This window comes from Corallococcus sp. Z5C101001, assembly GCF_007352635.1.
Taxonomy (GTDB): domain Bacteria; phylum Myxococcota; class Myxococcia; order Myxococcales; family Myxococcaceae; genus Corallococcus; species Corallococcus silvisoli.
In genome coordinates this window covers 333718-346857 of the sequence record NZ_VKLU01000004.1, presented here as the reverse complement: position 1 = coordinate 346857, position 13140 = coordinate 333718, and the positions used below count along the sequence as shown (strand labels likewise).

Annotated in this window: 11 protein-coding genes; 2 read left to right on the top strand and 9 right to left on the bottom strand. The window is 70.7% G+C overall.

Annotated features, from left to right (window positions below):
* Positions 1–2: 2 nt before the first annotated feature.
* A complete protein-coding gene (locus FOF48_RS09950; RefSeq protein ID WP_143900298.1) occupies positions 3–2282 on the top strand; it encodes a glutamine amidotransferase in 2280 nt (759 codons plus the stop codon).
* Between the two features lie 54 nt (positions 2283–2336).
* On the opposite strand, the gene FOF48_RS09945 is transcribed toward FOF48_RS09950, so the two are convergent.
* From FOF48_RS09945 to FOF48_RS09935, 3 genes are all read right to left on the bottom strand, one after another.
* Complete coding sequence (locus FOF48_RS09945) at positions 2337–2894, bottom strand: superoxide dismutase family protein (protein WP_143900296.1); 558 nt, start codon at positions 2892–2894, stop codon at positions 2337–2339.
* Positions 2895–3004: 110 nt separating this feature from the next.
* Complete coding sequence (locus tag FOF48_RS09940; RefSeq protein ID WP_143900294.1) at positions 3005–4582, bottom strand: class I SAM-dependent DNA methyltransferase; 1578 nt, start codon at positions 4580–4582, stop codon at positions 3005–3007.
* Positions 4583–4603: 21 nt separating this feature from the next.
* The gene (locus FOF48_RS09935; protein WP_143900292.1) at positions 4604–5458 is read right to left on the bottom strand and encodes an ion transporter; all 855 of its coding nucleotides are present in this window, start codon (positions 5456–5458) and stop codon (positions 4604–4606) included.
* Between the two features lie 189 nt (positions 5459–5647).
* On the opposite strand from FOF48_RS09935, the gene FOF48_RS09930 reads away from it, so the two are divergent.
* A complete protein-coding gene (locus tag FOF48_RS09930; RefSeq protein ID WP_143900290.1) occupies positions 5648–6409 on the top strand; it encodes a hypothetical protein in 762 nt (253 codons plus the stop codon).
* 136 nt (positions 6410–6545) lie between these two features.
* On the opposite strand, the gene FOF48_RS09925 is transcribed toward FOF48_RS09930, so the two are convergent.
* The 6 genes from FOF48_RS09925 to FOF48_RS09900 all read right to left on the bottom strand — a co-directional run bounded on the left by FOF48_RS09925 (position 6546) and on the right by FOF48_RS09900 (position 13135).
* The gene (locus tag FOF48_RS09925) at positions 6546–8171 is read right to left on the bottom strand and encodes a sodium/solute symporter (RefSeq protein ID WP_255442027.1); all 1626 of its coding nucleotides are present in this window, start codon (positions 8169–8171) and stop codon (positions 6546–6548) included.
* A gap of 9 nt (positions 8172–8180) precedes the next feature.
* A complete protein-coding gene (locus FOF48_RS09920) occupies positions 8181–8459 on the bottom strand; it encodes a DUF485 domain-containing protein (protein WP_143900288.1) in 279 nt (92 codons plus the stop codon).
* Between the two features lie 46 nt (positions 8460–8505).
* Complete coding sequence (acs, locus tag FOF48_RS09915) at positions 8506–10470, bottom strand: acetate--CoA ligase (protein WP_143900286.1); 1965 nt, start codon at positions 10468–10470, stop codon at positions 8506–8508.
* A gap of 11 nt (positions 10471–10481) precedes the next feature.
* Positions 10482–11585: a hypothetical protein gene (locus FOF48_RS09910; RefSeq protein ID WP_143900284.1), complete on the bottom strand. Its 1104-nt coding sequence runs from the start codon at positions 11583–11585 to the stop codon at positions 10482–10484.
* A 169-nt stretch (positions 11586–11754) separates the two neighbouring features.
* Positions 11755–12540 carry a hypothetical protein gene (locus tag FOF48_RS09905; protein ID WP_201756261.1) on the bottom strand — a complete coding sequence of 262 codons (786 nt, stop codon included), beginning with the start codon at positions 12538–12540 and terminating at the stop codon, positions 11755–11757.
* A 112-nt stretch (positions 12541–12652) separates the two neighbouring features.
* Complete coding sequence (locus FOF48_RS09900; RefSeq protein WP_143900282.1) at positions 12653–13135, bottom strand: hypothetical protein; 483 nt, start codon at positions 13133–13135, stop codon at positions 12653–12655.
* Between the last annotated feature and the right edge of the window lie 5 nt (positions 13136–13140).

Genomic DNA, 13140 nt, shown 5'->3' with positions numbered 1-13140 from the left:
GAATGAACGCCCCGTCCTTCAACGCGTGGAAGCTCGTCAGCCTCTCGCCCCTGCCCGTGTGGGCGCTGGTGCTGTTGGGGGTGGGCCTTGCCCTGGGCATCGTGCTGGCGGCGTGGGGCGTGCGCCGCGAACCGTCCCGGGGCCGCAAGCTGCTGCTCTGGGCGCTGCGCCTGGGCGCGGGCGTGGCGGCGCTGTTCTTCCTCCTGGAGCCCGGCATCCGGCACCTGCAGGTGGCGCGGATGAAGAACCGGGTGGCGGTGCTGGTGGACCGCTCGGCGTCCATGAACTTCCCGTCGGAGCCGGGCGGCCCCACGCGCAGCGCGCAGGTGGCGGCGTTCCTGGAGAAGGCGGCGCCGACGTTCGCGTCCTGGAAGGACCGCTTCACGGTGGAGGTGTACGGGGTGGATCCGGAGCTGTCGCCGGTGACGCCCGCGCAGCTCGCGCAGGAGCCCGCGCGGGCGGGGACGACGGACCTGTTCGCGGCGCTGCGGTCCGCGGCCTCCGGAGGCCAGGGGACGCGCAAGCTGTCGGGGGTGCTGCTCTTCAGCGACGGCGCGGACAACACGGAGCTGAAGGCGGGGGCGGTGGGCCGGGCGCGGGCGGCGCTGGCGGACCTGGGCGTGCCGGTGTCCACGTTCCTGGTGGGGCAGGAGGCGCTGAAGGACCTGTCGGTGGAGGGGCTGAAGGTGGATGACTTCGCCTTCGTGCGCAACTCGCTGACGGTGGAGGTGGAGATCCACGGCCGCGGCTTCGCGGGCCAGGACATCCCCGTCGTCTTGAGCCAGGAGGGCAAGACGGTGGCGAACAAGCTGGTGCGGATGACCACCGAGGACGACGTGAAGCCGGTGTCCTTCACCTTCACTCCGGACCAGACGGGCCGCTTCGTCTACACGGTGACGGTGCCCACGTTCCCGGATGAGGCGGTGAGCGAGAACAACAGCCGCTCGTTCACGCTGAAGGTCATCCGGGACCGGGTGCGCGTGCTGCTGGTGGTGGGCCGGCCTTCGTGGGACGAGCGCTTCCTGCGCGGGTTGCTCAAGCAGGACGCGAACGTGGACCTGGTGTCGTTCTACATCCTGCGCACGCTGTCGGACGACCCGGGCGTGACGAACGAGCGGGAGCTGTCGCTCATCCCGTTCCCGATGGAGGAGATCTTCGACACCAAGCTGCACACGTTCGACGTCGTCATCTTCCAGAACTTCGGCTACTCCGACCCGTCGCTGTCCATCGCGGAGTACGAGCGCAACCTGGAGCGCTACATCCACGAGGGCGGCGCCTTCGTGATGATTGGCGGCGACAGCGTGCTGGGCGAGGGCCGCGCGAGCATGCCCACGCTGATGGAGGCGCTGCCGGTGGAAGCGGCGGGGCCGGCGAACCCGGACCCCTTCAAGCCGCGGCTGACGCCGGAGGGCCTGCGGCACCCGGTGACGTCCATCGGGACGGGCGCGGCGAGCACGGAGGGGACGTGGGCGGAGCTCGCGCCCATCCCTGGCGCGAACCTGACGCGGGCGCGCCCTGGGGCGACGGTGTTGATGGACCACCCGTTCATGACGGTGGATGGGAAGAACGCGCCGCTGGTGTCGGTGTGGGACTACGGGCGGGGCCGCGCGATGGTGGTGGCCACGGACGCGACGTGGTCCTGGGCGTTCACGTCGCACCGGGACGGCTCGCCGAACCGCGCGTATGACCGCTTCTGGGGCAACGCGCTGCGGTGGCTGGTGCGCGACCCGGACCTGACGACGCTGAAGGTGACGGCGGATCCTCCGTCGGTGGAGCCGGGGCGTCCGGTGGGCGTGGTGGTGCAGGCGCGGATGGCGGACTACCAGCCGGCGGAGGGCGCGCAGGTGCGGGTGGAGCTGTTCTCCGTGGCCACGCAGAAGCCGGTGGCGGTGCAGACGGGCGCGACGGGGGCGGACGGCGTGGTGCGGCTGGAGTTCGCGCCGCCGGCGCCGGGGCCCTACAAGCTGCTGGCGTCCGCGAAGAAGGGCACGGCGGACCTGGGCAAGGGCGAGGACGCGGTGGCGGTGCGCGCGGTGGGCCCGGAGCTGTCGGACGCGTCGGTGCGGCCGGAGCTGATGGAGCAGATCGCCAGCGCGACGGAGGGCAAGGCGTACAAGCTGCCGCAGGACGGGCTGCCGGACGTGCCGCTGTTGGATCCGCCGGTGGTGGAGGTGGGGCGCGCGAAGGACCAGCCGCTGTGGGACCGCTGGTACTCCCTCACGGCGCTCATCGCGCTGCTCGGCGCGGAGTGGTTCGCGCGGCGGCGCTTCGGGTACGTGTGAGGCCGGGGCGCCCGGTCCCGCGACCGCGGGGACCGGGCGGGCCGTGCGTCGGGACTACTCCGCCTTCTCCACCACGCCGCAGGCGATGCGGCCGCCCGCGTCGCCGGCCGGGTCGGTGTAGTAGTCGTCCAGCTTGGCGTGCACGACGACAGCGGAGCCGTCCTTGTCGAGCAGCGACTTCACCTTGAGGTCGGCGATGAAGATGTCGAACTGCACCTTGCCGTCCTGGGGAACGTAGAGGTTCGGCAGGTCGCCGACGTGCTGCCCCTTGGGCGACAGCGAGCCGTGCTGCTTCTTCGTCGGGTTGAAGTGGCCGCCCGCGCTCTTGAAGTCCGGCGCATCGCACTTGCCGGTCTCGTGGATGTGGATGGCGTGCTCGCCCGCGGGCAGGTTCATCAGCGCGCCCTTCACCAGGACGCCCTTCGGCGTCTGCTCGAGCGTCACCTCGCCCACGTCCTTGCCCTGCGCGTCCTTCAGCTGCGCCTTCACCGTCTCACCCTTCTTGGGCATGGGCTTCACCCCCGCGTCCGCGGGGGCCGGCGTCCCCGCGTCCTGGGCGAGGACGGGCGTGGAGAGGAGGGCGGCGGCGACAAACAGGGGGCGAATCGTCATGTCTCGGAGACTCCTGAAGTGGGTGACCCAGCGGCCATGACACTACCCACCCCCAGCGCCTTTCGCAGGTGAAAGTCCATCCCCGCGCGCGGCCAAGTGGTGGCGAGTCATCACTCCGGCAGCGGCCCGTCCAGCGGCACCGGCACCACCCGCGAGGCGCCGAACGCGGGGGCCCACACCCGCTGCACCGGCCCTCCATTCAGGAAGCGCATCACCGCGCGGAACGCCGCCTCCGGCCCCCCCAGTCCCTCCGCCCAGGCCTGCCCCCGGGGCGAGAGGTTGGGCACCAGCGGCCCCAGCTCCTCGCGGGACTCCGCGCCCCGGGTGATGCCCAGGCCCTCTTCCCTCACGCGCAGCGGGACGTACAGCGGGGCGAAGCGCGCGTGCCGGTGGTCGTGCACGCAGCCCGGCTCCTCCAGGAGCGCCGCGGACAGGGGCAGCTCGCGCACGTTGAACAGGAGCTTCACCGCGCCCTCGTGCGGATCATACGGACCGCGCAGCCGGTGGTCCCCCCGGGGAATCAGCCGCCGGTCCAGGTAGCAGAACGCCTTCGCCTCCGGAGGCAGCGCGCCCCGGTGCCGCGCGCCGCCGTAGCGGAAGAACGGCCGCACGTGGCCTGTGTCCACCTCCAGCGGGGCGCCCTGCTTCAGCGCGCGCAGCTTGGGCAGCAGCGAAGGCTCCAGGCCATGCCCCCGCGCGAAGTCCTCCAGCGTGGCCTCCGTCGCGGCGCGGAAGGCCCGCAGGCGCGCGAGCAGCCGCTCCGCGTCCGCGTCCACCAGCAGCTCGTCGAAGCGCGTCTTCACGCCGGGCAGGCTCACCGGGATGAGCGTGGTGAGCAGCTCGCCTCGCGCCCGCCAGTCCGCGTCCAGCGCGGCGGCCTCCTGGGCGATGGGGGCCAACCGCCACTCGGGCGGCTCGGGCGTGAAGCGCTGGCCCACGCCCTTGTGCTCGTAGCGGGGCGCGGGCGCGGGCGCGCCGGTGCGGGACGTCCACACCGTGATGCACGTGCGCACCTGCGCGCCCGTGAAGACGCCGGGCCCCAGGTCCACCACCTCCCGCAGGTGGAGCACCTCCAGCAGGGCGCGGCGCAGCGGCGCGTAGATGAACGACTCCAGCAGGCTCGCGGGCGTGATGAAGGCCAGGACCCCTGGCCGCGTCGCCAGCCGCTTCGTGGCGACGAGCAGGAAGAACGCGAAGTCGTCCCGCAGGCTGGTCCCCGGCGGCATCTCCAGCGGCACCAGGGCGCGCAGCCGCGCGTAGCACGCCGCGTCCTTCAGCACCGCGGACGTGCCGTTGTAGGGCGGGTTGCCCACCCATAACTCCGCGTGCCCCTCCGGCGTCCCCGCGAGCAGCGGCTCCAGGCCGTCCCGGAGCGCGTCGCCCACGCGCACGTCCGCGCCCGGCACCCGCGCCTGACACAGGCGGGCCACGCCCTCGTCCAGCTCCAGGCCGCACAGCCGCGCGTCCGGCCGGAGCCTCGAGGCCGCCGCGAGGAAGGCCCCCGCGCCACAGGCGGGATCCACCACCGTGAGCGGCCCGTCCTCCAGGTGTGACAGCGCGAGCGCGAGCGTGCGCTCCACGAGGGGCGCGGGCGTGTAGAAGGCGCCCACCGCCTTGCGGTCGATGCCGGGGAACCGGTGGACCAGCAGCTCCTCGTCCAGCTCGGGCGTGTCGATGGCGCGGGCCATGCCCCGCCATCCTAGCCAGATTCAGCGGACGGGCTGCGAGGGGACCCAGTCCAGCGCCGTGCCGCACCGTTTGCAAAAGCGCGCATCCAGGTCATGACCCTGTGCGCCACACCCGGGGCACGCCTGGGTGTCCTGACGCTGACGCGTGGCGGCAGCGAGCTCCACCGACACGATGCCGGTGGGCACCGCGATGATGCCGTAGCCCATCACCATCAGGATGGACGCGATGAACTGCCCCAGCACCGTCTTGGGCGTGATGTCGCCGAAGCCCACCGTCGTCATCGTCACGATGGCCCAGTACATGGAGCGGGGGATGCTGTCGAAGCCGTGCGCCTCGCCCTCCACCATGTACATCAGCGCGCCCATGATGACGTCGATGCTCAGGACCGCGCCCAGGAAGACGACGATCTTCGCGCGGCTGGCGAGCAGCGCCTTGAGCAGCACCTCCGCCTGACCCAGCAGGTGCCCCAGCTTGAGGATGCGGAAGACGCGCAGGAGGCGCAGCACGCGCACCACCAGCAGCGTCTGCGCGCCGGGGAACAGCACGCTCAGGAACGACGGCAGCAGCGCCATCAGGTCCACGATGCCGAAGAAGCTGCGCGCGTAGTCCAGGGGCCGGCGCACCGCGATGAGCCGCAGCACGTACTCCAGCGCGAAGAGGACGGTGAAGACCCACTCCGCGACATGCAGCGCGTGGCCGTAGCCCGCCCGCACCTGCGCGACGCTCTCCAGCATCACCGCGCCCACGCTGAACACGATGGCCCACAGCAGGGCCACGTCGAACGCCTTCCCCGCCGGCGTGTCGGACTCGAAGATGACGGTGTGCAGGCGGGCGCGGAAGCCGCCCGCGGGGCTCTGTTCAGACGGCCGGTTCACGGCCGCGCAGCTTAGACGCAATCCCTCGCCCGTCGAGCCGCCCGGCCTCCACACGGGGGCGGCGGTTCCGCGTCCGGAACGTTCACGGCCATCCCTGGCCCTGGACCCGTGGGCGCGTTGCCTCCCGCGCCCCCAGGCTCCACCGTCCCTGGCTTCCCAGTTCGTGGGGCGGAGGCGTTGCGGCGCACGATGAAGATCGTCGAAATCATGCCGACGTGGATGCTCGCCACGGTGGTGTTGGTCCTGCTCTTCCTGAGCCTGGAGTTCGGCTTCCGGCTCAGCCACCGCAAGCAGGGGCTGGACGACGTGGCGGCGCTGCAGGCGTCGGTGCTCGGCCTGGTGGCGCTCCTGCTCGCCTTCTCCTTCTCCATGGCCTCGGACCGCTACACCCTGCGCCGCGACCTCGTCGTGAAGGAGGCGAACGCCATTGGCACGTTCTACCTGCGCACGGACTTCCTCCCCGAACCCACGCGCGGCGAGCTGAAGATCCGGCTGCGCCGCTATCTCGAGGTCCGGCTCGAAGGGTACCAGGACGCGGCGGACCCGGAGCTCTTCGCGCGGTGGCTCCAGGAATCCGATGCGCTCCAGGCTCAGTGCTGGTCGTTGCTCGCGGGCGTGGCGCCACAGCTCCAGACCGCGGTCCTGAACCTGACCACCCAGGCCCTCAACGACATGCTGGACGTCTCCGCCGAGCGTCTGGCGGCCTCCCGCAACATCATCCCGAACACCATCTTCGCCCTGCTGGTCGTCGGGATGATGGGCTCGGCGATGCTTCTGGGCTTCCGGCCGGAGACCCACGCGCGGGGCGGCCTCCCCTGGGTCATCTTCGTGGTCATCCTCACCGCCGTGATGTTCGCCCTCGTGGACCTGGACGTCCCCCAGCGCGGGCGCATCCGCGCGGATCAACAGCCGCTGCGCGAACTCCAGCAGCAGCTGCGCTCCCACCCCTGAGGCATCCCCCGGGCTGGCGCGCGCCGGACGGGCACGGCGCGGGAAAAAAGGCGGAACCCGAGCCCCTTTGGAAACTCCCGGGTTCCGCCCTGTCCTCCACGTCGAGGAAGATGCCGTGGAGGACGGCCGAGCAGCCTCAAATCTCCTGGGGGGCCTCCGGAATTCCCGGCGCCACCGGGCCCGCGACGTCCGGGGGCGCCGCCCCCTTCGGGGGGACCCCAGCGCCCACGTGCATGCGGTGCTCCACCTCCGCGAACCGCCGGGACGCCTCCGCCTCCGGCGCCAGCAGCGACACCACCCAGCCCACCAGGAACGACAGCGGGATGGTGACGAGCCCCGGGTTCTTCAGGGGGAAGGGCGCCGAGGCGTGCCCCAGCAACTCCACCTGCACCGTGGGCGACAGGAAGATGAGCAGCACCGCGCTGAGGGAGCCCGTCAGCATGCTGGCCACCGCGCCCCGGGTGGTGAAGCCCCTCCACAGCATGGACAGGAGCAGCGCGGGGAAGTTCGCGCTCGCCGCGATGGCGAACGCCAGCCCCACCATGAAGGCCACGTTCTGGTTCTTGAAGACGACGCCCAGGATGATGGCCAGGACGCCCAGGAGCAGGCTGGAGATGCGCGCCACCTTGAGCTGCTCCGCCTCCGGCGCGTGGCCCTTGCGCACCACGCTGGACCACAGGTCGTGCGACAGCGCCGCCGCGCCCGACAGCGTCAGCCCGGCCACCACCGCCAGGATGGTGGCGAAGGACACCGCGGAGATGAAGCCCAGGAAGCCCGTGCCGCCCACCACCTCGGCCAGCATGGGCGCGGCCATGTTGCCGCCCTTGTCCACGCCGATGATGGCCTGGCGGCCCACCAGCACGGACGCGCCGAAGCCCAGGATGAACGTCACCAGGTAGAAGAAGCCGATGAGGCCCGTGGCGTAGAAGACGCTGGTGCGCGCCGCCTTCGCGTCCGGCACCGTGTAGAAGCGCATCAGGATGTGCGGCAGCCCCGCCGTGCCGAACATCAGCGCCACGCCCAGGGAGACGGTCTCCAGCGGGTTGGACACCAGCTTGCCCGGCGCCAGCGCCTCCGGCCCGTAGCGGCTCACCGCCTCGCTGAAGAGCGCCGTGGGGCTGAAGCCGAACTGGTAGAGCACCGCGCCCGCCAGCGCCGTCGCGCCGCCCAGCAGCAGCACCGCCTTCACGATCTGCACCCACGTCGTGGCGATCATCCCGCCGAACAGCACGTAGAGGATCATCACCGCGCCCACGATGACCACGGCCGTCTCGTAGGAGAGGCCGAAGAGCAGGCGGATGAGGTTGCCCGCGCCCACCATCTGGGCAATCAGGTAGAAGACGACCACCGTGAGCGTGCCCACCGCGGCGGACAGGCGCACCGGGGTCTGCCTCAGCCGGTAGGCCACCACGTCCGCGAAGGTGTACTTGCCCAGGTTGCGCAGGGGCTCCGCGATGAGGAACGTCACCACCGGCCAGCCCACCAGCCAGCCCACGGAGTAGATGAGCCCGTCGAAGCCGGACGTGGCCACCAGCCCCGCGATGCCCAGGAAGCTGGCGGCGCTCATGAAGTCACCCGCCAGCGCGAAGCCGTTCTGCGCCGCGCTGATGCCGCCGCCCGCGGCGAAGAACTCAGACGTCGTCTTCGTCTTTCGCGCGGCCCAGTAGGTGATGGCCAGCGTGATGCTGACGAAGAGGAGGAAGAAGACGATGGCCGTGAGGTTGGGCTGGCCAATCCGCGTGCCCGCGTTCGTGGGATTCATGGGTGCCTTTCAGCGGCGCAGTTCGTCGAGCGCGGGGTCGTACTTGCGGTTGGCCCAGAGCATGTAGACGCCCGTCAGCACCCACGCGAGCAGGATGGTGAGGGCCCCCAGCACGATGCCGATGGACAGCCCGGGCACGAACTGGAGCCCCATCAGCGGCCGGTTGAAGGCCACGAGCAGGATGAAGCCCAGGTAGGCCACCAGCATCGCCACCGTCAGCGCCCCGGCCACCCGCCAGCGGCGCGCGGCGAGCGCCTTCAGCGCATCATCCTTTGAATTGCCATCCATCGGTGTGCCTCCTTGGAAAACGCAGGAACGGAATGCGAAGGGACGCTCAGCGGCGCGCGGCCGGAGGCAGGCCCTTGGTCAGCAGCTCATCCAGCACGGTGGGGTCGGCCAGGGTGCTGGCGTCACCCAGGTTCTCCGTCTCTCCGCCGGCGATCTTCCGGAGCATGCGGCGCAGGATCTTCCCCGAGCGCGTCTTGGGCAGGCCCGACACCAGCACCACCCGGTCCGGCGTGGCGATGGGGCCAATCACGTGCCGCACCTGTTCGCGCAGCGTGCCCACCATCTTCTCGTCCGGGGTGCGCAGGAAGTCCGGCTTCACCGTGACGAAGGCGCACACGCCGGTGCCCTTCAGGTCGTGCGGGTAGCCCACCACCGCGGCCTCCGCCACGGCCTCGTGCGCGACGAGCGCGCTCTCCACCTCCGCGGTGCCCAGGCGGTGGCCGGACACGTTGAGCACGTCGTCCACGCGGCCGGTGATCCAATAGTAGCCGTCCTCGTCGCGGCGGCAGCCGTCCCCGGTGAAGTACAGGGGCATGAAGCGCGCGTAGTACGTCTCCACGAAGCGCTCGTGGTGTCCGTACAGCGAGCGCGCCTGGCCCGGCCACGAGCGCGCCAGACACAGGTTGCCGCTGACGCCGTTGCCCTCCAGCCGCTTGCCCTCCTCATCCACCAGCACCGGCTCCACGCCGAAGAAGGGCAGGGTGGCGCTGCCGGGCTTGCACGGCGTCGCGCCCGGCAGCGGCGCGATGAGGATGCCGCCCGTCTCCGTCTGCCACCAGGTGTCCACCACGGGACAGCGGCCGTCGCCCACCACGTCGTGGAACCAGCGCCACACCTCCGGGTTGATGGGCTCGCCCACGCTGCCCAGCAGGCGCAGCGACCGGCGCGAGGACTTCGTGACGAACGCGTCGCCCTCCTTGATGAGCGAGCGCAGCGCGGTGGGCGCGGTGTAGAGCGTGGTGGCCTTCACGTCGTCCACCACCTGCCAGAGCCGGCCCGCGTCCGGCCACGTGGGCGTGGACTCGAAGAGGACCGTGGTGGTGCCGTTGCTCAGCGGGCCATACAGCAGATAGGAGTGGCCCGTCACCCAGCCCACGTCCGCGGTGCAGAAGTGCACGTCGTCCGGCTGCGTGTCGAAGACGTAGCGGAAGGTGGTGTTGGCGTAGACGAGGTAGCCGCCCGTCGTGTGCATCACGCCCTTGGGCTTCCCGGTGGAGCCGGACGTGTAGAGGATGAAGAGCGGATCCTCCGCGTCCATCCACTCCGCGGGACAGACGCCCCGGTGCTTCTTCACCTCCACGTCCAGCCAGTGGTCGCGGCCCTCGCGCATGGGCACGTCCCTGGGCGTGCGGCGCGCGACGAGCACGGACGTCACCTGGGCCAGGCCCTCCAGGGCGTCGTCGGTGATGGCCTTGGTGGCCACGCTCTTGGGGCCGCGCGGGCCCTCGTTGGCGGTGACGACGACCCTGGCGCCGCTGTCCAGCACGCGCTCGCGCAGCGAGTCCGCGGAGAACCCGGCGAACACCACGGAGTGCACCGCGCCGATGCGCGCGCACGCCAGCAGCGCGTACGCGAGCTCCGGAATCATGGGCAGGTAGAGGATGACGCGGTCGCCCTTCCGCACGCCGTGCGCCTTGAGCACGTTGGCCACGCGGCCCACGTGGTGGTGCAGGTCGCGGAAGGTGATGGTCTCGTATTCGCCGGGCGTGTTCTTCGCCCAGAGGATGGCGGCCTTGTCCGGGTGCGCCTTCGCGTGGCGGTCCACGCAGTTGAAGGTGGCGTTGAGCTTGCCACCCACGAACCAGGCGAAGTCCGCGGCCTGCTCGTTCACCTCGCGCACGGTGTCCGGCGGGTGGAACCAGGTGAGCCGCCGGGCCTGCTCGCCCCAGAAGGCGTCCGGGGCGTCCAGGCTCTGGCGGTAGAGGCGCTGGTACTCCTCCAGGCTCCGCACGTGCGCGGTGCGGCGGAAGGCGTCCTTGGGCGGGAAGAGCGAAGCCGGTTCGGTGGCCATGGCGGGGGTCCTCAGTAGAAGAGCTGGAGCTGCGCGGTGCCGGTGATGCCCGTGCGCGCGTGGGCGATCTCCCCCACGCGCGACACGGCCACCTCCGTCTTCAGGTTGAACGTGTGCTTCTGGAACCAGACGTTGAAACCCGGGCGCACGGTGAGCAGGTCCTGCGCGGCCACGCGTCCATGGAAGTACTCGCCGGAGAGAATCGGTTCGATGATGCCGATGCGGTAACCCAGCTCCACGAAGAAGCCCGTCCCGCTGCGCACGTTGTCGTGGCCCTGCTGCCAGGAATAGACGTTGCTCTGGAAGACGAACTCCTGGTCGGTGCCCACGGGCAGGTCCAGGAACACGTCCGCCGCCAGGGCCAGCGCGTCATGCACGCCGGACGCGGTGGCGATGGCGGAGAACTGGTAGTCCGCGCCCACGCCGAAGGACAGGAGCGGGTGGTCGGCGAAGTAGATGCCGCGCAGGAACAGGTCCTCCTCGCGGCCCAGGACGTTGTAGCGCGCGTGGCCCACGAAGCGCGGCAGGTCGTCCGGGTTGACCACCTGCCCGTTCTCCAGCTTCGCGCCCTCCACGCCGTTGAGGATGGCCGCGCGGTACATCAGCGGGCCCGCGAAGCCGCGCACCTGCACGCCCATGTCGCGCCACACCTTGCCCACCCCCACCGGGAAGCGGATGAGGTCGGAGTGGTAGTCCACCGTGTTGAGCGCGATGGCGCCCTGCAACGTCTGGTGCGACAGCGGCGCGAGGATGAAGCCCGCCTCCACCCACGTCTTGTTGGCGACCTCGTACGCGACCGTCGCGTCCTGGATGTAGAAGGCCGGGCTCCAGTCCCCGTTCTTGCCGAAGTTCGGCTGGTCCGTGTCGATGAAGAACGTCAGCCGCTTCGTGATGGAGCCGAAGATGAGCAGCCGCACGCGGCGCAGGAAGAAGTCCGTGCCCACGCCGCCCGTGGGCGCGCCGTCCTTGATGAGCTGCATCTGCGGCTGGAGCAGCACGTCGACGTTGAGGATCGCCTCCTCGCTCAGCTGGATCCTCCCCGCCGCCGCGGGCAGCGAGGCCATCAGGGTCGTGAGCAACATCCACCGCGACAGGGCACGAAGCTCGGGGCGCATAGGTCCCCGTCCTTGAGCAACGCCCGTTCCACCCGCGTCCTGTCCAGGTTTCAGGACCTTGGAGGTTGGCTCGCCGCGTCAGGGTGTGGCGGAAGGTGACAGGGCGTTACCCCCCGTAACGATTCGTGCACCGCGTCGTAACACCAGGGTGACGTGGCCACGCGGCGCGTCAGCGCCGGTCGAGCGGATGTTCGATGGCCGTGGGCCGGGGCGGGAGGGAGGCGGGGACGCTGACGGGGGCCTTGGGGCCCAGCCGCCAGGGCTTCTGCGCTTCGCCCTTGCGCTGCGCGCGCACGCAGCGCCACAGCTCGTTGGCGTACGGGACGGCGAGCGTGGCGACGATGGCGCCGAGGATGCCCTTCAGGTAGCCGCCCGGCAGCCGCTCCTTCTTGAGCCGCAGGCGCCACCTGCCCTTGCGCCCGCCCACGCCCCAGATGGCGAGGAACTGGTCCCAGTGCAGGCAGATGATGGAGGAGACGGCCATGAACGGGAGGACTTCCAGGAAGCTGTGCGTGTGCTGTTCGCGCGGGAGCACCTGGCGCTGGTGGTTCGTGGCGTAGCGCACGTCCCAGAACGCGGTGGCCTCGTGCACCAGCGTGTGGCCCAGCATGATGCTGAGGGTGAGGGGGTTGATCTCCATCACCAGCCCCATCACCACGGGCACGCCGACCTCGGACATCATCAGACAGTGGATGAGGGACTCGCCCGCGCCGCTGGTGTGCTCGATGTCCGTCTTCTTGTGCCACACCCAGTCCACCACGCCGGGGATGAGCCAGGCGGGGAGCATGAAGTAGAGCAGGAAGCGGCGGGTGGCCGTCTCCACGTCCGTGGCCTTCGGAGACAGGTCCATCCGGGGCCGGCGCAGGTAGCCGCGCGCCGCGCGCTCCATGCGCATGGCCCACGTGCGCTGGCCCCAGGGAGAGATGACTTCGCGGAACTGGGAGGTGCCGGCCATGCGCGCTCCTGTGTCGGGGCCCCGGGGGCGTGTCGTGGGGGAAGCTGTGCACGCACCCGGAGCGGGACAGGGAGGGGCGGGCCGCCAGCCAGGCACCGGCCCGGCCGTGGGCCTACGACTCGTAGAGGGAGACGTCGCAGCTGGTGCTGGTGGCCTGCACCCGCATCTCCTCGGAGGCGCCGTTGACGAAGAAGTAGACGGTGGTGTTCGCGTCGGCGGTGGACAGCGTGCAGTAGAAGTTCTGCTTGCACGTCCAGATCTTCCCCGCGTCGTCCTCGAACTGGATCCACCAGTAGTCGTGGCCGACGGCGCCGGTCCAGTAGATGACCTGGAGGGGCGGCGAGCTGGTCGCGTTCTGCGCGATGGAGCCCCAGGTGGTCTGCTGCTGGTAGTTGGGGTTGTTGCTGTAGCGGTGGCGCAGCGTCACGTTGGTGAGGGTCGCGCCCCACTGGTTGACGACCACGCAGCTGGCGGTCTGCTGCGTGGACAGGGGCCCGTCGACCTTCACCGTGGCGCGCGTCGTGTCCGGGTCGAGGCGGGTGTCGAAGCCAGACAGGGGCCGGCCGTCAGCGCCGAGTCGCGTGTGATTGCACATGAGAT